Below are 24367 nucleotides of genomic sequence, written 5' to 3' on the forward strand. Positions count from 1 at the left end.
GGGCTTGCCCGCGAAGCTTTTAGCGGTCTCAAGGGCCTCTTCGCGGGCAAGCTCCGCTCCCACAGGTTCGAGGGTGTTCTAGGGGTTTGGTGTCAGACAGTGATATCGGGCCTATCCGAGATAGACAAACGACGCGGCCATTGCCCAATGACCGCGTTTTCGTTCCTAACGGGCTCGCCCGTTGTTTTAGGTCCACGGCCGTGACATTGACGTCCTCATCCCGAAATACCCTGAATCGCCAATCCCTCGGCCTGGGCCTGGTGGCCCTGTTGCTGTTCATCGCCGGGGTCTATCAGCAAGCCGCCATCGGCTTCGACTCGCGCTTCGTGCTGTTCGCCGAGGAAATGCTGCGCCACGGTCCGAGTTTCTTTCCGACCACATATGGCGAGCCCTATCCGGACTATTCGGCATTTTCCACCCTGTTGATCTGGTTGCTGGCCCTGCCCTTCGGCACCGTCAACGCCTTCGCCGCCTGGCTGCCGAGCGCCCTGGCGTCGGCCTGGATCGTGGTGTTGATGTACCGGTTGGTGGCCCCTCATTCACCGCGCTGGGCGCTGCTGAGCATCGCCTTGCTGTTGTTGACCAACAACTTCCTGATCGAAACCCGTGCCGTTTCCCTCGACCAGATGCTGGCCGCCGTGTCACTGGCGGTGTTCTACCTGGGTTACGCGGCCAGATACTATGCCGCCCCAAGGCGCGCAATACTGCTCCTGGCGCTGCTGGTGCTGGGCTTTGCCATTCGCGGGCCGATGGGCCTGGTGATTCCCACCGGCATGCTGTGCAGCTTCTATCTGCTCAGCGGTCAGTGGCGCCGACTGTTCGTGTTTGGCTTCCAGGCCCTGTTCCTGCTGGCGGCCTGTATCGGCCTGCTGTTGTGGCTGGCCTCGCTGGACGGCGGCCCGGCCTTTCTCCAGGAAGTGATCCACATGCAGTTCACCGGCCGCATGGACGGCACGGCGGGCTCCAGCGATACGCTGTATTACTTCAGCAGCGCCTTTGGCAATTACGCCTTGGCCTATCCGCTGGCGGTGCTGGTGCTGGTGGCCATCCTGGCGACCGGTCGCCAGCATCGTGGCCCGGCCTTGCAGTTGACCCTTTATGCGGTCGCGGCTGGCCTGATCGTGATGCTCGGCTTGTCCGTGCCCCAGGCGAAAAAGGCCCGCTATATCCTGCCGATGGTGCCCATGGCGGCGATCATCGCGGCCTATCCGTTCCAGGTCGCCCGGGGCCGTCTGTTCGCCTGGTTGCGCGGACTGATGCAGGGCCTGTGGCTGATACTGCCGGGCCTGCTGATCGGTGGGATGTTCATGTTGCATCGGCGCTTTCCTGAAGAACTGCCGACCCTGGGTGTTGCGCCCTACCTGGTCGGGGCCTTGCAGGTGATTGCCGTGGTGGCGCTGTTCAATGCCCGCTGGCGTGCGCTCGGGCTGGCCGGTTGCGCGGTTCTGGCACTGTGGAGCAGCTATATCCTGATCGTCGAGCCGACCGAACGCGTGGCCTACGACACCCGAGCCTTTACCCAGGCGACCCAGCAGTTGATGCGGCAGGATCCGGCGCCGCTGGTCATGCACGCGGTGGGTAAGGACGGACGGGCAATCAAGTTCATGGTCAATGCCGAGGGCGATCTGCGGCCGATCTTCACGGAAACGCCTGAGCAACTTCAGGCCGTGGCGCGACCGGCCTGGGTGATGATGGGCAAGAACAGTTATGAAGCACTGAAAGGCACGGCCATCGGTGATTTGACGCCGGTGCTCAGCCAGCGGTTCGACAAAAACGATTATGTGTTGCTGAAGCTGCCATAACGCAGTCTTGTGGTGAGTTGAGAACTTGTGGCGAGCGGGCTTGCCCGCGCTCGGCTGCGAAGCAGTCGTAAACCCGGTTATTGCGGTCTGCCTGGCAGGTCGCATTCGCCGGTTTCAGGGGCGCTTCGCTCCCCAGCGCGGGCAAGCCCGCTCGCCACATAGATCTCAGCGAGACTTGAGATCTTATTCAAGCCTGCCTATCCATAGATCTCAGCGAGACTTGAGATCTTATTCAAGCCTGCCTATCCATAGACCTCAGCCAAAATTGAGATCGCAGTCTTGTGGTGAGGTGAGAACTTGTGGCGAGCGGGCTTGCCCGCGCTCGGCTGCGAAGCAGTCGTAAACCCGATTATTGCGGTCTGCCTGGCAGGTTGCATTCGCCGGTTTCAGGGGCGCTTCGCCCCCCAGCGCGGGCAAGCCCGCTCGCCACATAGATCTCAGCCAGACTTGTGATTTTATTCAAGCCTGCCTATGCATAGACCTCAGCCAGACTTGTGATCTTATTCAAGCCTGCCTATCCATAGATATCAGCCAGACTTGAGATCTTATTCAAGCCTGCCTATCCATAGATCTCAGCCAGACTTGAGATCTTACTCAAGCCTGCCTACCCATAGATCTCAGCCAGACTTGAGATCGCAGTCTTGTGGTGAGGTGAGAACTTGTGGCGAGCGGGCTTGCCCGCGCTCGGCTGCGAAGCAGTCGTAAACACCGTCAGGCAATCACCACGCTCGCCCCCTTCAGCACATCCAGCCCCACCCCCACCAGCGTCACCGAATCCACGCCGAAACTCAGCACGGTATCGTGCCCCACCACCCTGGCATGCTCCTGGATAGTGTGTCCCTGGGAATCGGCATACCCCATGAACACCAGTTTATCGGACGCCTGGAAGCCGATGATCTTGTCCTGGCCGAACGATCCGTTGAAGCCGTTGAACAGGAAGGTATTACCCCCACCCTTCGAGTCCATCAGGTCATTGCCGGCGCCACCGACAAACAGGTTGCCGCCCTTGGCCGCACCGATCAGGTGATCGTCGCCGCCATTACCCAACAACCACTCTCCCGAAGACTTCGCGGTCAGGGTATCGGCGGCGTCACTGCCCACCTGCGAGTTGACATAACTCCCCTCTGACAGACTCTGATTGCCCACCACATGGGCCACCTCCTTGTTGAAGAACACCAGGCTCGACTCCTTGCTGAGCAGCGTACCGATGTTCCGGGCAATGCTGATCCCACCCTCGACATCACGGATATACAAGGTGCCGTGGCCGTCATTGGCGATATCGAAGCTGCCCAGGGATTTCTGCAGGTCAAAGGTGTTGTTACCCTTGCCGCCGAGGATGATGTTGTAGCCACCATCGTCCCGGAAGGTGTCGTTGCCGCCGCGCCCCTCGATGTAATCATTGCCATGGCCGCCCTTGAGCAGGTCATTGGCATCGCTGCCGATGATGAAGGTGCTGCCGCCATGGGTTTCGGCATTGCGATTGAGGTCCTGCACCCAGGTCTTGTCCCGCGCCGGATCCGACAGGTTGGCAACGATAATGGTCGAGTCCTTGCTGGTCAGGTCATAGAACTGCGAGCCCGTGACGCGGTTCAGGCCATCGCCATAGGCCGTCGGCAGATGGGAGATCCAGGTGGCGACATTACCGATGGAGAACGGCAGCACATTCCAGGCATCGGAGGCGTAATGGTCGTTGAAACTGACGATGTTGTTGGTCGCCGAAGCCTTGTTCGCATCGTGCACGCCCAGGCTCGCCAGCGTCAGACTGGAGCCGTCGAGCACTCGGAATACCGGGTCGTTTTCATAACCGATGTTCAGTACCTGGGTACCCGGGCCGCTCTGGGTCGGTGAAGCGAAGGCGATGTAGTTGGCGTCCTGATAGAACCCGCCCCAATGGTCCTTGCTCAGGTCGGCCACGCTGTTGACCGCCAGCCCGCCCAGGCTGTGGCCGCTGACCAGCACATCCTTGCCGGAAAGACCATTGCTCGCGGCAAAGCCGGCGACACTCTTGAGCAGCCCGTCGAAGGCATTGGCACTGTAGTTCTTCGCGTAATCCTTGGGCCCGATGGCTGCCAGCAAATCGTTGATCGCATCGCCGAGGGTGTCGCTGACCTCGCTTTCGCGCGGACCGCTGGTGCCGCGAAAAGACACGCCAATCTCCGTCAGATGCCCGCCAGCGTCGTATTTGCCGAGGATTTCCGCCTGCGCCGTGGTGTAGCCGGCCCTCTCGCCATAGAAAGTGCCGCGGGCGTCGGTCTTGCCGGCGTAACCCAGTTGCGCGGCACTGATGGGCGTCCAGCCAGCGGCCTTGACCGCCACCAGCGCGGCTTTCTCCGAGTCGGGGTTCCACGGCACTCCGGGAATGACCCCCTGGGCATCCGTGCCGCCGATCAGGGCCTTGACCAAGGTGGCCGGCAGGCCGAGGCCGAAGCCATTCTGCTGGTAGCCCACGGCAAAGCCGTTGTCGAGATTGTGATAGGCGTACAAGGTAATCGCCAGCGCATCGCCATACAGCGCTTTCGAAGCCTCGGCCCCGACGTTTTTATAGTCAAACACACCCATGGTATTGCCTCCTTGCTGGTTGGAATTATTGACGCACAAAGGCCTCATCGACCCTGGCCAGGTCGGTTTCGCGCAAGGTGCCCGCGTAGTAATGCAATTTGGTCCAGGCCATCAAATAGTCATAGCGCGCCTGGGCCAGGTCGCGCCGGGTGCTGTAGAGCTGCTGCTCGGCGTTGAGCGCATCAAGATTGACCCGCTCGCCGCCAAGGATGCTCTGCCTGGTCGACACCACCAGGGCTTCGGCCGAAGCCAGCGCCTTGCGATAAGCGCGCAACTTGCTCACCCCCGACAGGCAGGCACTGAACTGACGGCGCAGTTCGATCAGGGTTTCGCGGGTCTTGCCGTCCAGTTCGTATTCGGCCTGCTCCAGGTTGGCACTGGCCTGACGCACCGAAGCCGAAACCCCGCCGCCAGCGAACAATGGCACGTTGACCTCGAAACCGATGGTGTTGGTGTCGTAGCGCTGGTTGTAGGTATTGCCGCTGTCGGACTCGCTCTTGCGCACGCTGGCGTAGGCATTGAGCTTGGGCAGGTGCCCGGCGCGATTGCGCTCCACTTCGTAGCGGGCCACTTCCAGGGCCTGACGCTGGGATGCCAGGGTCGGATTGTTTTCCAGGGCCATGGCATGCCAGGAGTCGAAATTGGCCGGTTCCAGGGGAAACGACTGGAAAGCCTGGGCCAACGGCGCCAGTTCGGAAACATCCACCGAAGGCACGCCAATCAGGGCCCCCAGCTCGCGCAAGGCGGCGTCCTGCTCGTTACGCGCCTCGATTTCCTCGGCGGTGGCCAACTCGAAACGCGACTCGGCTTCGAGAATATCGGTACGCGTGCCCTCACCCTGGCGGAACAACTGCTCGTTCTGCTGGAACTGCTCCTGATAGGCTTTCTTGCGCGCCTGGGCGATCTCGATCTGGTCCTGGGCAAACAACGCCTGGGTGTAATAACTCAGCACCCGCACCAGCAGTTCCTGGCTCTTGCCGCGAAAGGTTTCATCGGCGAACAGCGCCTGCGCCACGCCCTTGCGGTAGTTGGCGTAGGCTTCATAGTCGATCAGCGGTTGTTGCAGCATCAGCGTGGAACCGGAGCTGGTGTAGCGACGGTCCTCGTCGGCGTTACCGCGTTCGTTGAGGTAGGTGGCCCGCGAATCGTTACGCCCCTGGTTGTAGTTGTAGGAAATCTTCGGCAGCAGGCCGGCCCGGCCAATGGCGCGGCTTTCCTGACCGGCATCGCGCTCCTTGAGTGCGCCGAGGAATACCGGATCGTTACGCAGCGCCTGCTCGTAAACCTGGAACGGCCCCATGGCCTGGCTGCCGGTGCTGACCAACAGGGACAGCGTTGCCGCGATCATCGACAGTGTCTTCATTCGGTGGAACATCCTATTGCTCGGTCAACGCGGAACCCGCGCGGTCCAGCAGTGGTTTGAACAGATAGTTGAGCAATGAGCGCTCGCCGGTACGCACGAACATCTCGGCGGGCATGCCCGGTTTGATCACCAACCCGTTGAGTTTTTCCAGGGCGCTATCGCTCACCGAGCTGCGCAGCACGTAGTACGGCGCGCCGGTCTTTTCATCGAGCAACTGGTCGGCGGATACCAGACTGACTTCGCCGGGCACCCGTGGGGTGCGGCTCTGGTTGAAGGCGGTGAACAGGATGTCCACTGGCAGATGGCGGCCGACCTTGTCCACCAGGTTGACCGGCAAGTGCCCCTCGACTTCCAGGCGCTCGCCCTGGGGCACGATCTCCAACAGGGTTTCCCCGGCCCGGATCACCGCGCCTTCGGTGTGCACGCTCAGGTTGACCGCGATACCCTGCGCTGGCGCGCTGATTTCGCTGTGCTGCAGATCGAATCCCGCCGAGCGCAACTGTTGCTCCAGGGTCAGGCTCTTGAGCTGGGCCTCGGCCAGTTGGCCGCGGACTTCTTTCTGGTACTCCTCGGCGTGCTGGGAGAGTCGCAGGCGCGACTCGACAATCCCCTGCTCGACCCGCCCGCTTTCGCCGTTGTTCTGTGCCAGGTCCTGTTGCACCTGGGACAGTTGCCGCTGGTAGTCCAGCAGGCGGTTGCGCGGGATATAGCCGCTGTCCGCCAGGGGCTTGAGATTGTCCAACTGGCTGCGCAGGGAGTCGGCCCGGGCCAACATGTCGGTGCGCGCCCGGCGCATGCCGGCCAGTTGCGCGCTGGCACCGTCGATACTGGCGCGGATACCCGCCTGCTCGCGGGAAAAGGCTTCGCGACGGCTGCTGAACAGTTGTCGCTGCCCTTCGAGCACCAGCGCCAGGCGCGGGTCGGCATCCGCGCTCAACTCGGGCGGAAACACCACCCGGGGCAGATTGTCGCGCTCGCTCTGCCAGCGCGCCTGGCTGGCCCAGGCCATGCGGTACTGGGCCTGCAGCGATTGCACATCAGCCGACAGCTGGGTCTGGTCGAGGCGAAACAGCGGCTGGCCCTGATGCACCACTTGCCCTTCGCGTACCAGGATCCGGCTGACCACGCCAGCGCCGAGGGATTGCACGGCCTTGCGCTTGCCGGACACCACCACGGTGCCTTGCACGGCAATGCCCTGGTCCAGCGGTGCCAGCGCCGCCCAGAGAAAGAAGCCGCCGGCACCCACCAGCGCCAGCAACCAGCCCAAACGGGCAAAGAACCGGGCATCGTGCTCGCGGTATTCAGCAGGGGTACTGATCTGCATCGTGCTGTCCTTGCTCATGCGCCGCTGCTCCGCGTCGGCGCGGGATACTGTCGGCTCAGGCTGACGCCGGCCTGGGTGACGGCCTCGCGGCTCGCTTGCGCCGCGGGTTGGGCACCGGCCGATAACGCCTTGAGCACATCGGCACTACCGCCGAAGGCTTGCAGTCGGCCTTCGTTGAGCACCAGCAACTTGTCCGCCTGGGTCAGGGAGGTGGAACGGTGGGTCACCAGGACCACCGTGCTGCCCCGGGCCTTGAGCAGGGCAATCGCCTGGGTCAAGGCGGTTTCCCCGACCACATCGAGGTTGGAATTGGGTTCATCCAGCACCACCAGGCGCGGGCCGCCATAGAGCGCACGGGCCAGCGCCACGCGCTGTTTCTGTCCGCCGGACAGGCCACTGCCGTCTTCCCCCAGCAGCGTGTCGTAGCCCTGGGGCAGGCGCAGGATCAATTCGTGCACCCCGGCCTGGCGCGCCGCTTCGACCACCTTCGCTGAGTCGACCTCGGCAAACCGCGCGATATTCTCGGCAATGCTGCCGCTGAACAACTCGATGTCCTGGGGCAAGTAGCCGATATGCGGGCCGAGATCGTCGCGGTCCCAGCGATGCAGGTCGGCGCCGTCCAGGCGCACGGTGCCGCCGAGGGTTGGCCAGACGCCCACCAGCACCCGGGCCAGGGTCGACTTGCCCGAACCCGAGGCGCCGAGCACCCCCAGCACTTCGCCGGGGGCCAGGCTGAAGCTCACCAGATGCAAGGTCGCGCCAGACTTGCCCGGCGGTCCGGCGCTGACCTGTTCAAACGCCACCTGGCCCTGGGGCGCGGGCAGGCTCATCTGCCCTTGCACCTCGGGAAACTCGCGCAACAGACCGTCCAGACGCTGGTAGGCGAGCTTGGCCGTGCTCCACTGTTTCCACACCGCAATCAATTGGTCGATGGGGCTGAGCACCCGCCCCATCAGGATGGAGCCGGCGATCATCATACCGGCGGTCATCTCGCCCTTGATCACCAACAGCGCGCCCAGGCCCAACACCAGCGATTGCAGGCACAGGCGCAACATCTTGCTCAGGGAGGTGATTACCGCCCCGATATCGCTGGCCCGGTTCTGTCGCGCCAGAAATCCGCTGTGCACCTGGAACCAACGCCTGCGCAGGGCACCGAGCATGCCCATGGCCTGGATGATTTCGGCGTTGTGCAGATGACTGCTGGCCAACTGACTGGAACGTTGCGAATAGCCGCTGGCTTCGCTCAAGGGCTTTTGGGTCATGGACTCGTTGAGACAGGCCAGGGCGATCAGCAGTAACACCCCGACACTGGCGAACACGCCCAGCCAGGGATTGAACAGGAAGATCACCAGCAAGTAGATGGGAAACCACGGCGCATCGAAAAAGGCGAACAAGGCCGGTCCCGTGAGGAACTGGCGGATATGGGTCAGGTCGCCCAGGGCCTGGCCGGCCTGCCCCTCGCCGCGCGACAGGTTGCGCTCGAAGGCCGCCTGATAGACCCGCAGGTTCAAGCGGCGCTCCAGGGCGCTGCCGATACGGATCACAATAAAACTGCGGAGCACTTCCAAAAGTCCGATAAAGGCAAAGAACCCCACCACCATCAGGGTCAACATCACCAGGGTGGTTTCATTCTGCGAGGTCAATACCCGGTCATAGACCTGAAGCATGTAAATCGAGGGTACCAGCATCAATAGATTGATCAGCGCGGTGAAACAAGCGACGCTGATCAAGACACTTTTATAATCGCCGAGCACACGGATCAAAGGTGTCCCGGACAGTATTTTCGGCGCTTGCATCTCTCTTCCTTGATAGTTACGGGCAGCCGAATACGTACCTTTATTCGCTGCTGAGCAAACCTCTCTGAAATATAGGCACTATCGACACGAAGCACTCTTTCGCGGTGCACCAGGCGCCCGCGAAAAAGAACGGGACAAGCGTGCAGATACACAAGGCATCAAGTTGCTCTTCAAACGAGACTGGATCTGAATACTCAGGGAGTATCGCGCACCAGTACCAGAACACCGCCACTCTTCAAGCGAACTTCATAGCGGTCGGTTTTCTGCCGATTGAAGTGCACAATGCCAGTTCCCTCGATGCCATACAGCCATAAGCCATCAGGGGTCGGTTCCCAGTTGGTCGGGCGCTCGCCCAACCAGCCGGCGATACATTCCAGGTCGCCACTCAGGCGCGGTATTTGAAGCGCCAGGTCAAGCTCGCAGACCTGGGCGTTGGCGCCTTCGGGGTACATCCGCCACTGGCCGGCAAGGGCCTCGGGAGGGGTGAGGATCAGGCTGCTCGCCATGCTTGTTTCTCCAAAAAGCGCCAGCAACGCAGCTATCAGCCACGTCGAACCGGTACGGGGTATAAACGTCTTGGACATGGGCCTGGACTACCGGGTCAGAGGGCAGCGCCACGGCGCTGCCCGTACCGCATCAACTCAAGCCACGATATCCGTGACCGCTGCCTGCCCCACGGTGGTCACCAGGAAATCGGCGACGCCATGCCCGGAAAAGTCCACCGCCAGGGTACCCAGGTTGGTACCCGAGGCATACGTCAGTACCGCATCGCCGGCATGCCCGGTGAATGCATTGACGAAGCTCAGGCCCGCGCCATGGGTGATCCCGGACAAATCGATCTTGTCCTGGCCACTGCTGAAATCCATGATCCGGTCGGTGGCATTCGGCGCCGAGTCGGAAACGGCGGCGAACACAAAGGTATCACTGCCCGAACCACCCCAGAGCTTGTCGGCTCCGCCCGCGCCAAAGAGGATGTCGTTGCCGGCGCCACCGCGCAGTTCGTTGGCCACGTCGTTGCCGATCAGCAGGTCGTTGCCCGAACCGCCAATGGCGTTCTCGAGCGTGACCCCCTGGGCGATGGAGATATTGCCGAGCATGCCACCCACGTCGGAGAACGAGCCGGCATGCAAGTTGATCTTCTGGTTTTGAGTGAAGCCGGAGAAGTCCAGGGTGTCGTTGCCGCCACCGTCCCAGACCGAGAACACCAGCTTGTCCGAAGACGAGGTGGCGCTCAGATAGTCGCGACCGGCATTGGCATTGAACCCATAGGTGGTATCACCGGAACGGGTGCTGTAGTTGGCGCCGTAGAGCTTCTGGATCGCCGCGATGTCGTCCATCAGCGGGCCGGAGGAATAAGCCTCGACCCCGCCTTTGCTGAAGTTCTGACTGGTATTGCTTTCGCTCCAGTAGCTCATCACGCTGTAGCCGCGGGTGTCTTGTCCATAGGACGCGTCGTTGTAGGTCGGGTTGCCCTCGCCGGCGTTGTAGTCGCCGGGATGAGCCAGGCCAAGGGTATGGCCGATCTCATGGGTCAGGGTCTGCCGCCCGTAGTTGTTCAGGCCAGGCGTCTTGTTGACGTTGTAGCCGCTGCCGGTCAGGTACCAGGACTGGCCGTCGTAGCCAGCCTCGGTACCCGGCAGGAAGGCGAACGCCGCCGCGCCTTCCTGCCCGCCGCTGTAGTTGCCGAAGGTCATATGACCGTCGCCGCCCTTCGCCGCCTCGCTGAAGGTCACATTGGCCACGTCCGCCCAGGATTGCATGGCGAGCACGGCTTGTGACTTCTGCAACGCGCTGAACTGACTGAATCCGCTGACGCCCAGACCGCTGAAATTCGCAGTCTGGGACGTCAGGAAGGTATAGCTCAGCTCGATCTTGCCGCTGCCGTTCAGATCGTGCCAGGCGGCACCGTCGCGCAGCAATTGCGTGGCGGCCTGATCGACGGAGTAGGAGGGTTTGCCATTGACCGTAAGATTGCCACCACGGTCGTATTGATGGCTGAAACTATCGATCTGGTTGAAGGCGGAACTTGTGCCGTTGGCCGCCAGTGCCGCATCCACGGAAACAATGGCTTTTGCTTTTACTTTCGACATAAACACACTTCCTTGTTTACAAGTGAAACAGTTTTTGTCCGATAGCGACAATCCCTTGGCGAGATCATCCTATCACTCGCCCTTTTTGAAGGCAGCGAGAAACTGACACACTTCGAAATCAAACGTCCAGCGCTTTTTTGAGATCGAATCGTATAAACAAGGAAAACGCCTACAAACATTGGCCTGCGCCATGAAAGTTTTTTCCGACAGTAACGAGCAACTCACACAAGCAGACTTTCGGAAAACCACAAGTCATATGAATGCCTATGTGAAGTGCATCATTAAATGACCATATAGTCATTTCGTTACTTATTAGTTTTATATCACCGGTTTGTCCTCCATGCATCAGGGCAATTTTGCCCTTTAAAGCCAGTACCTCTGTTACATTGGCAGTGGCCATATCCTCGCTGACCAGCAGTGCGTTGTCGGACATATCCGGCCACTCCAGGCCGCTGCGCCTGTCGGGATACTGCCATTGCACGGATCTTCTAGACTGACAGCCGGCCATGGGCGTCAACTACCCCCGTATGATTGACCACGACTCCGGGAAACGCATGTCCACCACCGTCAACCACTGGATCGACCTGGCCCAGGACCGCGACACCGGTATCGAAACCCTGCGCGCGCGTTTCCAGGGCCATGCCCACGCTTACGACGCCCACTGGCACGACAGCTACCTGGTGGGCGTCACCGAGCATGGCGTGCAGCAGTTCAATTGCCGGCGCACCCGCCACCAGAGCCTGGCGGGCAACGTGTTCCTGCTCGAGCCCGGCGAAATCCACGACGGTGACGCGCCCACCGAAGGCGGCTTCACCTACCGCACTCTCTATCTCGATCCGCACTGGCTGGAACGGGAACTGAGCGCGCTGTTCGAGGAGGCCCCGGCGGGCAGCCAACTGAGCTTCGCCACGACCCTGGCCACCGACACCCGACTGGCCCACGCCACCAGCGTCGCGTTCCAGGCGATTCACACCAAGGAATTGCGCATCGTCCGGCAAAGTGCCCTGGACCAGCTGTTCGACAGCCTCACCGGTCATCTGCACTGGCGTACCCGCTACCATGAAGACCCGCGCCTGCCACGGGTCGCGCAGATTGCCCGGGAATACCTGCACGCCCATCTGCACCATGACGTGAGCCTGGATGAAGTTGCCGCCGCCTGTGCTGTCGACCGCTTCCGCCTGACCCGGGCCTTCAAGGCCGCCTACGGCCTGCCGCCCCATGCCTATCTGGTGCAACTGCGGGTGGCCAAGGCGCGGCAACTGTTGTCCCGGGGCGAGACCCCGGCGAACGTCGCCATGACCCTGGGCTTTGCCGACCAGAGTCACCTGGGCCGCTGGTTCCTGCGCGCCTACGGCCTGACACCCGCCGCCTACCGCAAGCGCTGCTCAAACCTTCCAGACGCCTGAAGCGGCACACGGGAAAATCGGCGCATCGTTCTTTGCGCGGAGCCGTCCCATGCTGTCCAGTCTTTCCAGCTTCCTGCCCTTTGTGCTCTTCGCCGTCGTGGCTTCCATCACGCCTGGACCGAACAATATCCTGGTGCTGAGCAACAGCGCCCGCCACGGCTTGGCGGCGGCACTGCCGATCGTCCTCGGCGCCGGCGCCGGTGCCGCGCTGATCGTCCTGCTGGTGGGCAGTGGTGTCGGTGAGTCACTGGCGCAACTGCCCCGGGTACGCATGGCCATGCAATGGATCGGCATCGCCTGGCTGAGTTACCTGGCCTGGCAGGTCTTCAGTGCCCCGGCCACGGCCATCGACTCCGACGCCGGAGGGCCGCGCCGTCTCGGGTTGTTCGGTGCCGCCAGCCTGCAACTGATCAACCCGAAGGTCTGGATGATGGCCCTGGCGGTGATCGGGGTGTTTGCCGGCAACGGCGACGAGCGCCAGGCCCAGGTGGTTTACCTGTCCCTGGTATTCTTCCTGGTATCGTTGCCCTGCATGGGCCTCTGGGCATTGCTCGGCGCTGGATCGACGCGGTTGTTGCGTTCGCCCCGGGCCATGCGCCGCTTCAATCGTTGCATGGCCGTATTGCTGGTACTTTCAGCAGGGCTGAGTGTGCGGGCATAGCCCAAGGAGTCGCCACAGTGCAAAAGCCGGTCGCACTGGTGTGCTTTTGCTATCAACCGGCTGGGTAACGTGGCCGGACGGCGCATGAAGACGCCGACCTCCACAATAAACGACCTGCCGCGAGACCTGCGTATCATGAAAAGACTGTTCAACAGCTGTCTGTTCCTCTGCGGTACCGCACTCCTGAGCACCAGCGTGCTCGCTTCCGAAGACGCCTCCTGCAAGACCGTGCGCATGGGCGTGGTCAACTGGACCGACGTGATCGCCACCAGCGGCATGGCCGACGTGCTGCTCAACGGACTGGGCTATGAAAGCAAGCAGACCAGCGCCGTGCAGCAGATCATCTTTGCCGGTATCCGTGACAAGCGCCTGGATATTTTCCTCGGCTACTGGAAGCCGGCAATGGACAAGAACATCGCGCCATTTATCGCCGCCAACCAGCTCAAGGTCCTGGCCCAGCCCAGCCTGTCCGACGCCCAGGCCACCCTCGCGGTGCCGCAATACGTGGCTGACGCCGGCCTGAAGACCTTCGCCGATATCGCCAGGTTCAAGGACCAGCTTGGTGGCAAGATCTATGGCATCGAACCTGGCAGCGGCGCCAACACCACCATCAAGACCATGATCGACACCGATCATTTCGGCCTCAAGGGCTTCAACCTGGTGGAGTCCGGGGAAGCCGGGATGCTTGCCGCCGTGCAGCGGGCGGTCAATCGCAAGGAGTTCGTGGTCTTCGTCGGCTGGACCCCGCATCCGATGAACATCAATATGAAGATCGCCTACCTGACCGGCAGCGAAGATGTCTACGGGCCCAACGAAGGCGCGGCCACCGTCTCCACCGTCACCGCCCCGGACTACGCCCAGCGTTGCCCGAACGTCAACAGGCTGCTGGAGAACCTGAAATTCAGCGCCGCCCAGGAAAGCCAGTTGATGGTGCCGATCATGGAGCGCCAGACGCCCCAGGACGTGGCAAAGAAATGGCTGCGCGAGCATCCTGAAGACCTTCAGAAATGGCTGAGCGGCGTGACCAGTGTGGATGGCAAGGACGGCCTGGCGAGTGTGCAGGCGAGTTTGAAATAGCGCGAATCATTGAGGGAGCGGTGCTCTTTTATTACAGGAGCAGTGCCTATTGTGGGAGCAGTGCTTGCCCGCGAAGCTTTTAGCGTTCTCACGGGCCTCTTCGCGGGCAAGCACCGCCCCACACAAGTTCCGCTCCCACAAGTTCTCCCGTCACCTGGAATACGCCTGGGACCACGCATGAGCGATTACCCGCTTTCCCCCGAACTCGGCGCCTTTGTCGCCAAAACCCTCGGCTTCAGCTATCCGGACACCAGCATCCGGGGCCTGCGTGCCGGCTACAGCGCGATGTGCCGGGCCTTCACGCCACCGCGGCCAGCCGGTATCAACATCAGCGAGCATCTGATCGACCAGGTGCCCGTGCGCCATTACCGCCCGGTCTCCCAGCCACCCGCCACCGGCTGGCCCTGCGTGCTCTACCTGCATGGCGGCGGCTGGGTGGTCGGCGACCTCGACTCCCACGATTTCATCACCGCGGAGCTGGCGTCCCTGCTCAACGCCGTGGTCATCGCCGTCGACTATCGACTCGCGCCGGAGCATCCCTACCCCGCGGCCTTCGAGGACTGCCTGGCGGTCTGGCGCGGCCTGCAGGCGGGCGCCGCGACCTGGCAACTGAACCCCCGACGCATGGCGATTGCCGGTGACAGCGCCGGTGGCAATCTCGCCGCCGCCGTGTGCCTGGCCCTGCGCGATGCCGGGCAAGCACAGCCGCGACTGCAAGCACTGATCTATCCAGGGCTGGGCGGCGACGACAGGTTACCCTCACGCACCGAATGCGCCGACGCCCCGCTGCTCAACGCCCGCGATGTGCACTGCTATCAGGCGTTATATCTGCCGACCCCGGGAAAACCTTCAGCCTATGCAATGCCATTGCAGGCCACGGATCTGCACGGATTGGCCCCGGCGTTTATCGCCGTGGCGCAGTTCGACCCCTTGCGCGATGACGGCGTGCACTACACCGGGCGCCTGCAGGCCGCCGGCGTGGCGGTGGATTTCCATCCCGGTCACGGCCTGGTGCATGGCTGCCTGCGGGCCCGGAGGATGGCCCCGGAGGTGGATCTGCTCTATGAAAAACTCCTGGCCGCACTACGCCGGTCCTTGAACCTGTAGTCGACAAGCCCGGCAAAAAAACTTGACGACAACCCTTGCCTTGAGTTCTCCTGAAACCGGTTTCAACGCCAATGCGGCGACCGCCTGCCGACAACTCCAAGAAAAGGTTTCAGGCCGTGAACAGTTTTTCCGCTGCCCAACGCAGTCGCGTCACCATGCTCGATGTCGCCGAACGTGCCGGGGTTTCCAAGGCCAGTGTGTCGCGCTTTATCGGCGATGACCGCGCCCTGCTCTCCGAAGCCATCGCTTTGCGCATCGAACAGGCGATCAGCGAACTGGGCTACCGCCCGAACCAGATGGCCCGTGGACTGAAGCGCGGGCGGACCCGCCTGATCGGCATGCTGGTGGCCGATATCCGCAACCCCTATTCGATTGCCGTGATGCATGGCGTGGAAACCGCCTGCCGCGCCCACGGCTATAGCCTGGTGGTGTGCAACACCGATCGCGACGACCAGCAGGAACGCCAGCACCTCGCGGCGCTGCGCTCGTACAACATCGAAGGCCTGATCCTCAACACCCTCGGCCATCACCTCGAAGAACTGCAGCAGTTGCACCGGGAAATGCCGATGGTGCTGGTGGACCGTAAGGTCGAGCACCTGGACAGCGACCTGGTCGGCCTCGACAACGGCGCCGCCGTGCGCTGCGCCATCGAGCACCTGGAGCAACAGGGTTACCGCGACCTGATGCTGGTCAGCGAACCGCTGGATGGCACCAGTTCGCGGCTGGAACGGGTCGAGCGTTTCAGCGGCGAAATCGCCGGGCGTGGCGCACTGAGCGGTCGTATCGGTCATACCGGCGACACCTTGCAGGCTCAGTTGCGAGACTTTCTGGCCTCGCCGGGTGCCGGTCCCAAGGCGCTGTTCTGTGCCAACGGCGTCGCGGCCCTGGCCAGTGTCCAGGCCCTGCGCGAGCTGGGCTGCGCGCTTTTCGATGAGATCGGCCTGATCGCCCTGGACGACCTCGAATGGTTCCCGCTGGTGGGCACTGGCATCACCGCCCTCGCCCAACCCACCCGCCAGATCGGCGCCAGTGCCTTCGACTGCCTGTTCAAGCGGCTGCGGGGTGACAAGGGCGCGGCAAGGGCCATCGACTTTCCCGCACAGCTGATCGTCCGCGGTTCAACCCAGCGAACGAAAACCGAACACCCCTCGTAGGCGCGCGCCGAGGTAACAGCACTTGCCTGAATTCCGCTACCTATGACCTTTTATCAATATCCGCCAAAAAATGAAACCGGTTTCAGAGGTACAACAACCATGAAAGAACAGCTGTTTCCCGTCTCTATCAGCCTCTCCAGCTATGGCGCGGCGCTGGTCCGCGAACGCGGCCAGGAAAGTTTTATCGAACTGCTGGCCGAGGCCGGCGCCCGCCGTATCGAGGTGCGCGAAGAGTTGCTGACCGATGAAGACCCGCGGCGCTTTGCCGCCCGAGCGACAGCGATGGGCCTGGAGTGCGCCTACTCCTCGCCCCTGGAATTGTGGCCGGCCGGCCAGTCGCGCCCGGATGCGCAACTGGCGGCCACCCTGCAACGCGCCGAAGCCTTTGGTGCCGGCTGGCTGAAAGTCTCTCTGGGCCACTTCAGCGGGAACAGCGACCTGTCGGCCCTGGCAGGATTACTCTCGGCGTCATCGGTGCGCTTGCTGGTGGAGAACGACCAGACCTACCAGGGCGGTCGCATCGAACCCTTGCTAGGTTTTTTCGATCAGGTCGAGCAACAACGCCTGCCGGTGAAAATGACCTTCGATATCGGCAACTGGCATTGGCAAGACCAATCCGCCAGCAGTGCCGCGCGCCTGCTCGGCCGGCATGTCGACTACCTGCACTGCAAGGCAGTGGCCCAGCGCAAGGATGGCAAGCTCGTCGCCCAAGCACCGAGCGCCATCGATCTGGAACTGTGGGAACGTTTGCTGGAGCAGATGAGTCAAGGAGTAACCAGGGCCGTGGAATACCCACTGCAAGGTGACGAACTGCTGGCCGTCACTGGCGAACAGGTGCGCATCCTCGCCCGCCTGGGCCGTTTCATGGAGGAACGCGCACATGCCTGATATCGAGATCCTGTCCTTCGGCGAGACCATGGCAATGTTCGTCGCCGAACAGACCGGCGATCTGGCCCGGGTCGGACACTTCCACAAACGTATTGCCGGGGCTGACAGCAACGTCGCCATCGGCCTGGCCCGGCTGGGTTTCAAGGTGAATTGGCTGAGCCGGGTCGGCGCCGATTCCCTGGGCCGCTTCGTGATCGACACACTGCAAGGTGAAGGTTTGTATTGCGACCACGTCGAGATCGATCCGACCTGTCCCACCGGTTTTCAACTCAAGTCCCGCGAAGACCTCGGCCAGGATCCGCAAGTGGAGTATTACCGCCGGGGCTCGGCGGCCAGCCGCCTGTCGGTGGCCGATATCCGTCCGCGGCTACTCCAGTCCGCTCATCTGCATGCCACCGGTATTCCGCCGGCCCTGTCGGCCAGCACCCGGGAACTGTCGTTCGAGTTGATGACGCGGATGGCCGCCGCCGGACACAGCGTGTCCTTCGATCCCAACCTGCGCCCAAGCCTTTGGACCAGAGAAAAACAGATGATCGAGGACATCAACGCCCTCGCCGCCCTCGCCCATTGGGTACTGCCGGGGTTGGGCGAAGGCCGCTTGCTGAGCGGCTACCAGGAACCACGCGATATCGCCGCCTTCTACCTCGACCAGGGCGCGGCGATAGTCGCCATCAAGCTCGGTGCCCAGGGTGCCTACTACCGGACCCAGCGGGACGAGGGGTTCGTCGCCGCGGTGCCGGTGCCAAAGGTGGTGGACACGGTCGGTGCCGGTGACGCCTTCGCCGTTGGCATGATCAGTGCGCTGCTGGAGAACCAGGGTGTTGCCCAGGCCGTGGCGCGCGCCAACTGGATCGGTGCCCTGGCGGTTCAGAGCCGTGGCGACATGGAGGGCTTGCCGACCCGCGAACAGCTGACGGCGGCCAACCGGCCCGCGCCTGTCGGCTGAGTCAGATCGCCGTTTTCTTGAATGCCACCTGCTGCGACAAAAACAACAAGCTCAGGAGCCACACCATGCAAACGCTGAAACTCGCCACCCGCCGCTGGTGGTACATCATGCCCATCGTCTTCATCACCTATAGCCTGGCGTATCTGGACCGGGCCAACTACGGTTTCGCCGCGGCCTCGGGCATGGCCGAGGATCTCAGGATCACCCCGGGCCTGTCGTCGCTGCTCGGCGCGCTGTTCTTTCTCGGCTACTTCTTCTTCCAGGTGCCCGGCGCCCTCTACGCGCAGAAGCACAGCGTGAAGAAGCTGATCTTCGTCAGCCTGATCCTCTGGGGCGGCCTGGCCACCCTCACCGGCATCGTCTCCAACGCCTATATGTTGATCGGCATCCGCTTCATGCTCGGCGTGGTCGAAGCCGCCGTGATGCCAGCGATGCTGGTGTACCTGTGCCACTGGTTCACCCGCGCCGAGCGCTCACGGGCCAATACCTTCCTGATCCTCGGCAACCCGGTGACCATGCTCTGGATGTCAGTGGTCTCGGGCTACCTGGTGCAACACTTCAGCTGGCGCTGGATGTTTATCGTCGAAGGTCTGCCGGCGGTGATCTGGGCCTTTATCTGGTGGCGCCTGGCCGACGAACGCCCAGCCCACGCCAGCTGGCTCAGCGCCCGGGAAAAACACGACCTGGACAGTGCCCTGGCCGCCGAGCAGGTCAGTATCAAGGCGGTGAAAAACTATGCCCAGGCCTTCCGCGACCCCAAGGTGATCATCCTGGCCCTGCAGTTCTTTTGCTGGAGCATTGGCGTCTACGGCTTCGTGCTGTGGCTGCCATCGATTCTCAAAAGCGGCCTGAAGATGGACATGGTCGAAGCCGGCTGGTTATCGGCCCTGCCTTATCTGGCCGCGGTGCTCGCCATGCTCGCGGTGTCCTGGGGTTCGGACCGGCTGCAGCGGCGCAAACGCTTCGTCTGGCCGCCACTGCTGGTGGCTTCGGTGGCCTTCTACGCCTCCTACGCCCTGGGCGCGGAGCATTTCTGGTGGTCCTACGGTTTGCTGGTGCTTGCCGGCGCCTGCATGTACGCCCCCTATGGTCCGTTCTTTGCCATTGTCCCGGAAATCCTCCCGGCCAATGTCGCCGGTGGCGCCATGGCTCTGATCAACAGCATGGGGGCCCTCGGCTCCTTCGGCGGTTCCTACCTGGTGGGCTACCTGAACAGCGAAACCGGCTCGCCAGGCGCCTCCTATCTACTGATGAGTGGCGCCCTGCTGTTGTCCGTGATCCTGACCGCCTTTCTCAATCCCGGCGCCAGCGACCGCGCAGCCCCCAAGAGCATGCCGACGCAGCATGCGCTGTCTCACCCCTGAACCCTATCGAGCGAATCCGATGAAAAAACCGATTGTGTTGTACAAAAGACTCTCGCCTTCATTGATGGCCCGCCTGCAAGCGCACACCCAGGTCACCCTGATCGAAGACCTGGGGGACGATGGCATGGCACAACTGCGCGCGGCGCTACCCGAGGCCCGGGGCTTGCTCGGTGCCAGCCTGAAACTGGACGCCGCGCTGCTCGACCTGGCGCCACGCCTGGAAGCAATCGCCAGTGTCTCGGTAGGTGTCGACAATTACGACATCGACTACCTGAGCCGGCGGCGGATCCTCCTCAGCAACACCCCCGATGTGCTGACCGAGACCACCGCCGACACGGGCTTCGCCCTGATCCTGGCCACCGCCCGACGCGTGGTGGAACTGGCAAACCTGGTACGCGACCGCCAGTGGACGCGGAATATCGGCCCACTGCATTTCGGCAGCGATGTACATGGCAAGAAGCTGGGCATCATCGGCATGGGCCGTATCGGTGAAGCCCTGGCCCAGCGCGGGCATTTCGGCTTCGGCATGCCGGTGCTCTACCATAGCCAAACGCCCAAGCCCGAGGTCGAGCGGCGTTTCAACGCACGCTACCTGGGGCTGCGCGAATTATTGCAGGAGGCCGACTTTGTCTGCCTGACCTTACCTCTGACCGCTCAGACCCAAGGGCTGATCGGTGCCGGGGAATTGGCCCTGATGCGCCCGGACAGCATCTTCATCAATATTTCCCGGGGCAAGGTGGTGGATGAGCAGGCGTTGATCGAGGCCTTGCACAACCACCGGATCCGCGGCGCCGGCCTGGATGTGTTCGAACATGAACCGCTGGCAATGGATTCGCCCTTGCTGAGCCTGGCCAATGTGGTGGCGACGCCGCACATCGGTTCGGCCACCCATGAGACCCGCGAAGCCATGGCGCGCTGCGCGGTGGACAACCTGCTGGCGGCACTGGCCGGAGAACGGCCATCGAACCTGGTCAATCCGCAGGCCTACCAGCACTGAAGTCAGTGCCGGTAGCGAGCGCTGCCAGGCCCGGGCAATGCGCCAAGCGTCAGATCACGAAGCGCGCCACCATCGTATTCAGGTCCACCGCCAGGCGCGACAGTTCATGGCTGGCGGCGCTGGTCTGGTTGGCACCGGCCGCCGACTGGGACGCCAGGTCACGAATGTTCACCAGGTTGCGGTCCACTTCACGGGAGACCTGGGCTTGCTCTTCCGAGGCGCTGGCGATCACCAGGTTGCGTTCGTTGATCAGGTTGATGGATTGGCTGATCTGCTCCAGGGCCACGCCGGCGGCACGGGCCATCTCCAGGGTGCTCTGGGTCCGCTGGTTGCTCTGCTGCATCGATTGCACGGCCTGGCCGGTGCCATTCTGGATACCGGCCACCATCTGTTCGATTTCCTTGGTCGACTGCTGGGTGCGATGGGCCAGCGCTCGCACTTCATCGGCCACCACCGCAAAACCACGCCCGGCCTCGCCCGCCCGCGCCGCTTCAATGGCGGCGTTGAGGGCCAGCAGGTTGGTCTGTTCGGCAATGGCGCGGATCACGTCCAATACCTGGCCGATGTCGCGGCCCTGGGTCGCCAGGCCTTCGATCAGCACCGAGGTGCTTTGTACATCCTCGGTCATGGCCTGGATCGCGTCCACTGTCTGGACTACCCGGTCGCGCCCTTCCCGCGCGGCCTGGTTGGACTGCTGCGAGGCTTCGGAGGTCGACACCGCATTACGTGCCACTTCCTCTACCGCGCTGGTCATTTCATTGACCGCCGTGGCCGCCTGCTCGATCTCGTTGTTCTGCTGCTGCAGGCCGCGGGACGACTCCTCGGTCACGGCACTGAGCTCCTCGGCCGCCGACGCCAACTGGGTGGCCGAGCCGGAAATCTGCTCGATGGTCTTGCGCAGATTGCCTTGCATGGCCAACAACGCACCGAGCAACCGGGCCGGTTCATCCTTGCCCTCGATGACAATGGCCTTGGTCAGGTTCCCGCCGGCGATGGTCTCAGCCGCTTCGACAGCCTTGTTCAGCGGCACGACGATGCTGCGGGTCAACAGCCAGGCCAAGAGCACGGTCATCAGCGCTGCCACCACCGAGACCAGGATAATACCGAAACTGGCATTGCTGTATTGCTCACCGGCCTGGGCCGACGCCGCCTTGGCACCGGTCTTGTTGATCTCCACCAATTGGTTGAGCTGCACGCCCATCAGATCCGTACCGGCCTTGATCTGGTTGTTGATCAGATTACGCATCTCCTCGACCTTGTCCTGTCGTGACAGCTCCAACATCTGGCCCTGGTCCTTCAGGTAGGTATCGAGCGTCGCGGCAAACTCCTTGTACTTGGCCAGTTCCTCCCCGTCAGCAGGCAAATCGGCGTAACTTTTCACGTCCTTGCGAACTTTGTCCACCAGGGCCGCGATACGTGCTTCGGCGTCCTGCAAGGAGGCCGGATCACGGTTGACCAGCACGCGAAAGGAAAGAATGCGCATGCGCAGGACATCTTCGAGCACATTGCCCAGATACCCCACGCTGGGCAGTTGGTTCGTATCCATATCGATGGACGCCTGACGAATCACCGTCATGCGGGTCTGGGCAAAGACCCCCAGCACAATAACCAGTAATGCAATGAATGCAAAACCGAGAAACGCGCGCGGGGCAATATTCATATTGCGTAGGGACATGGCTTGCTCTCTATGGGCAAAAGGACTACTAGCTTCCATGCCGGAAACATGTCGAATGGCAAATAGCCATGACAACAGTGCTGGCGCCACACTTTTATCAACGGTGGACTTACAACTGCTTATCGGCAGAAGTTGCGATTTCATACAGGGGAAAATGAAAAAAATTTACTTCATGAATGACGTGAAAGTAGTTGATTCCCAGATGAAACATCTTCAGCCACCTAGGCGACTGAAAACAAGGCATTACGCCACTATTTGTATAGACAAGATCAACCCGCAAGAGCCGTCCGTGAGAGCACGGAGGCCCACAACCGGCCGATGAAGTTATAGCGAATCATTCTCCGCTCTTGAGCTCGCTCCATACCGGGTACGATCAGGATCGATATTCAATAACGCGGATAAAGACTCAACCGATCTTTCTATTCCCGCATCGGTCGGCATATGCAAGTAACGCTGGAAGGAAACAGCACTTCATAGGCGGACTTGCCAACCATCAAGATGGGCTGGCGCCCAGGTGCCGGCTACTGCATGAAACCTTCCATGAAGCCGGCCACGCTACGCGCCAACTTGCGCCGCCAAGGGGGTGTGTTGGGGTTGGCCAGGATCTGGTCCTCATGGACAAAACTGCGGATGATCGCGTTGTAGCCCAGCCAGCGATAGGGTTCGGGTTCCCAGGCCTTCAATGCCTGGAGGCCGCCATGCTGGATCACCCAGGGCTGCCGAACCCGTTCACTGTCCTGCTGCAGGATCAGATCGGCCAGCGTTCGGCCGCCCAGGTGACTGGCGCCCACGCCCTCGCCGCCATAACCACCGGCCAGGGCGAGACCATTGGCCCGGTCGCAGAGCATATGCGGCCGGAAACGGCGCGACATGCCCAGGTTGCCACCCCAGGAATGGGTGATGCGCACGCTCTTCAATTGCGGGAACAGCTCGCCGAACAGGTAGCGCCGCAAGTCGACCTCACTGTCGCTGAGGTCGAAGTCATGACGCAGCCGGCCAGCAAAGCGATAGCCACCGCGAGCACCAAAAATCAGTCGGTTGTCGGCCGAGCGCTGGCCGTAGGTGACCTGGCGACTGCTTTCGCTGAAGGCCTGGCCCTGGGCGAGGCCGATTTCGTCCCAGGTTGCTTGCGATAACGGCTCGGTGGCCACCAGCAGGCTTTGTACCGGCAGTTGATAGCGCCCCAGAGGCGGCAGCGTTACCGAGTAACCTTCCACGGCCGGGACCACCCAGCGACTGCGGACCTGCCCCCGAGCCGTGCGCAGGCCGCCAGCACGCCAGTCGGTCACCGGGCTGTTTTCGAATATCCGCACCCCCAGTCGTTCGACGGTCCGGGCCAGGCCGCGCACCAGTTTGGCCGGCTGGACGGTGGCAACATGGGGCGCATAGATACCACCGTAGGGTCGGGCGACGCGAATCTGCCGAACCAACTGCTCGGGGCTCAGCCAGCAGTAGTCGGTCTCGTCGAGGCCTTGTTTATAGAGCCCGCCCAGGTAGGCCCGCAGGCTCTGCTCCTGCTCGGGGTAACGCGCGGCGCAGTACAGCACGCCGCCTTTACGGTAGTCGCAGTCGATGCCTTCGCGATCGATGACGCGCTTCACTTCATCGGGAATGTCATGCAACAAGTCGAAGGACGCCCGTCGCCGTTCCGGTGAGAGTCCGGCCAACAGGCGATCTTCACCCAACAGATTGCCCATCACCCAACCGCCGTTGCGTCCCGAAGCGCCGAAACCGGCGATCTGCGCCTCGACAATGACGATGTTCAACTCCGGAGCCTGGCGCTTGAGGTAATACGCGGTCCACAGTCCCGTGTAACCGGCGCCGATGATGGCCACGTCGACATCCAGCACCTGCTCCAGAGATGCGCGCGGCGTCAACGATTCATCGAGCTGATCCATCCATAAACTGATGCCGCGCCATGCCGACATTCCGGACTCCATAATCTGTAACTGATAGTTGCGATCCTAATCCCTGCTGTCAGAGGCCATCGCGTGCCCGCAGAGAAAGCACTCGAATCAAGGTATATAGACGCAGATCAACTTACACGAAAACAATCGCCGAACGGCTTGAAAAACCCTCCTGTGCCCGCTCAACGGATGCTATTTTTAAGCACTCGACTGGCGGGACCATGAGGTCCTGCCGTTCCTACCCGGAGCAA

General features: G+C 62.1%; 19 protein-coding genes and 1 pseudogene. 10 read left to right on the plus strand and 10 right to left on the minus strand.

What is annotated here, in order from left to right:
• Positions 1-206: 206 nt before the first annotated feature.
• Complete coding sequence (locus PFEN_RS17275) at positions 207-1802, plus strand: ArnT family glycosyltransferase (RefSeq protein WP_191488211.1); 1596 nt, start codon at positions 207-209, stop codon at positions 1800-1802.
• A gap of 711 nt (positions 1803-2513) precedes the next feature.
• Here the strand turns inward: PFEN_RS17275 and PFEN_RS17280 are convergent.
• The 7 genes from PFEN_RS17280 to PFEN_RS17310 all read right to left on the minus strand — a co-directional run bounded on the left by PFEN_RS17280 (position 2514) and on the right by PFEN_RS17310 (position 11367).
• On the minus strand, positions 2514-4361 hold the full coding sequence (locus PFEN_RS17280; RefSeq protein ID WP_191488037.1) for a polyurethanase: 1848 nt from the start codon (positions 4359-4361) through the stop codon (positions 2514-2516).
• A gap of 25 nt (positions 4362-4386) precedes the next feature.
• The gene (locus tag PFEN_RS17285; RefSeq protein WP_191488038.1) at positions 4387-5736 is read right to left on the minus strand and encodes a TolC family outer membrane protein; all 1350 of its coding nucleotides are present in this window, start codon (positions 5734-5736) and stop codon (positions 4387-4389) included.
• Between the two features lies 1 nt (position 5737).
• The gene (locus PFEN_RS17290; RefSeq protein WP_191488039.1) at positions 5738-7066 is read right to left on the minus strand and encodes an HlyD family type I secretion periplasmic adaptor subunit; all 1329 of its coding nucleotides are present in this window, start codon (positions 7064-7066) and stop codon (positions 5738-5740) included.
• Entirely contained in the window at positions 7063-8844 is a 1782-nt protein-coding gene (locus tag PFEN_RS17295) for a type I secretion system permease/ATPase (protein ID WP_191488040.1), read from the minus strand. Before PFEN_RS17295 ends, PFEN_RS17290 begins: the two co-directional genes overlap by 4 nt.
• Positions 8845-9038: 194 nt before the next feature.
• Entirely contained in the window at positions 9039-9350 is a 312-nt protein-coding gene (locus PFEN_RS17300) for an AprI/Inh family metalloprotease inhibitor (protein WP_191488041.1), read from the minus strand.
• Positions 9351-9485: 135 nt separating this feature from the next.
• A complete protein-coding gene (locus PFEN_RS17305; RefSeq protein ID WP_191488042.1) occupies positions 9486-10934 on the minus strand; it encodes a serralysin family metalloprotease in 1449 nt (482 codons plus the stop codon).
• A 169-nt stretch (positions 10935-11103) separates the two neighbouring features.
• Positions 11104-11367: a hypothetical protein gene (locus tag PFEN_RS17310; RefSeq protein ID WP_191488043.1), complete on the minus strand. Its 264-nt coding sequence runs from the start codon at positions 11365-11367 to the stop codon at positions 11104-11106.
• Positions 11368-11488: 121 nt separating this feature from the next.
• Between PFEN_RS17310 and PFEN_RS17315 the strand changes: the two genes are divergently transcribed.
• The 9 genes from PFEN_RS17315 to PFEN_RS17355 all read left to right on the plus strand — a co-directional run bounded on the left by PFEN_RS17315 (position 11489) and on the right by PFEN_RS17355 (position 20534).
• Positions 11489-12340 (plus strand): AraC family transcriptional regulator, encoded by an 852-nt coding sequence (locus tag PFEN_RS17315; RefSeq protein WP_191488044.1) that lies wholly within the window; start codon positions 11489-11491, stop codon positions 12338-12340.
• Between the two features lie 49 nt (positions 12341-12389).
• The gene (locus tag PFEN_RS17320; RefSeq protein ID WP_191488045.1) at positions 12390-13001 is read left to right on the plus strand and encodes a LysE family translocator; all 612 of its coding nucleotides are present in this window, start codon (positions 12390-12392) and stop codon (positions 12999-13001) included.
• A gap of 135 nt (positions 13002-13136) precedes the next feature.
• Positions 13137-14078 carry a choline ABC transporter substrate-binding protein gene (locus PFEN_RS17325; protein ID WP_191488046.1) on the plus strand — a complete coding sequence of 314 codons (942 nt, stop codon included), beginning with the start codon at positions 13137-13139 and terminating at the stop codon, positions 14076-14078.
• Positions 14079-14255: 177 nt separating this feature from the next.
• Positions 14256-15185: an alpha/beta hydrolase gene (locus tag PFEN_RS17330; protein WP_191488047.1), complete on the plus strand. Its 930-nt coding sequence runs from the start codon at positions 14256-14258 to the stop codon at positions 15183-15185.
• A gap of 116 nt (positions 15186-15301) precedes the next feature.
• Positions 15302-16339: a LacI family DNA-binding transcriptional regulator gene (locus tag PFEN_RS17335; protein WP_191488048.1), complete on the plus strand. Its 1038-nt coding sequence runs from the start codon at positions 15302-15304 to the stop codon at positions 16337-16339.
• 99 nt (positions 16340-16438) lie between these two features.
• A complete protein-coding gene (locus PFEN_RS17340) occupies positions 16439-17227 on the plus strand; it encodes a sugar phosphate isomerase/epimerase family protein (RefSeq protein ID WP_191488049.1) in 789 nt (262 codons plus the stop codon).
• Positions 17220-18173, plus strand: a complete 954-nt coding sequence (locus PFEN_RS17345; RefSeq protein ID WP_191488050.1) for a sugar kinase — start codon at positions 17220-17222, stop codon at positions 18171-18173. Before PFEN_RS17340 ends, PFEN_RS17345 begins: the two co-directional genes overlap by 8 nt.
• 65 nt (positions 18174-18238) lie before the next feature.
• Positions 18239-19537: an MFS transporter gene (locus PFEN_RS17350; protein WP_191488051.1), complete on the plus strand. Its 1299-nt coding sequence runs from the start codon at positions 18239-18241 to the stop codon at positions 19535-19537.
• Positions 19538-19556: 19 nt separating this feature from the next.
• Complete coding sequence (locus tag PFEN_RS17355; RefSeq protein WP_191488052.1) at positions 19557-20534, plus strand: NAD(P)-dependent oxidoreductase; 978 nt, start codon at positions 19557-19559, stop codon at positions 20532-20534.
• Between the two features lie 49 nt (positions 20535-20583).
• Here the strand turns inward: PFEN_RS17355 and PFEN_RS31495 are convergent, their stop codons facing one another.
• The 3 genes and pseudogenes from PFEN_RS31495 to PFEN_RS17365 all read right to left on the minus strand — a co-directional run bounded on the left by PFEN_RS31495 (position 20584) and on the right by PFEN_RS17365 (position 24137).
• Positions 20584-21447, minus strand: coding sequence for a methyl-accepting chemotaxis protein (locus PFEN_RS31495; RefSeq protein ID WP_412071451.1), 864 nt, complete (start codon positions 21445-21447; stop codon positions 20584-20586).
• Positions 21442-22353, minus strand: a pseudogene (locus PFEN_RS31500) (MCP four helix bundle domain-containing protein); the annotation flags it as partial. The pseudogene PFEN_RS31500 and the gene PFEN_RS31495, both read right to left, overlap by 6 nt.
• A 377-nt stretch (positions 22354-22730) precedes the next feature.
• Entirely contained in the window at positions 22731-24137 is a 1407-nt protein-coding gene (locus PFEN_RS17365; RefSeq protein WP_191488054.1) for an NAD(P)/FAD-dependent oxidoreductase, read from the minus strand.
• Between the last annotated feature and the right edge of the window lie 230 nt (positions 24138-24367).

The sequence above is a fragment of the Pseudomonas sp. FEN genome (assembly GCF_904067045.1).
Classification (GTDB): domain Bacteria; phylum Pseudomonadota; class Gammaproteobacteria; order Pseudomonadales; family Pseudomonadaceae; genus Aquipseudomonas.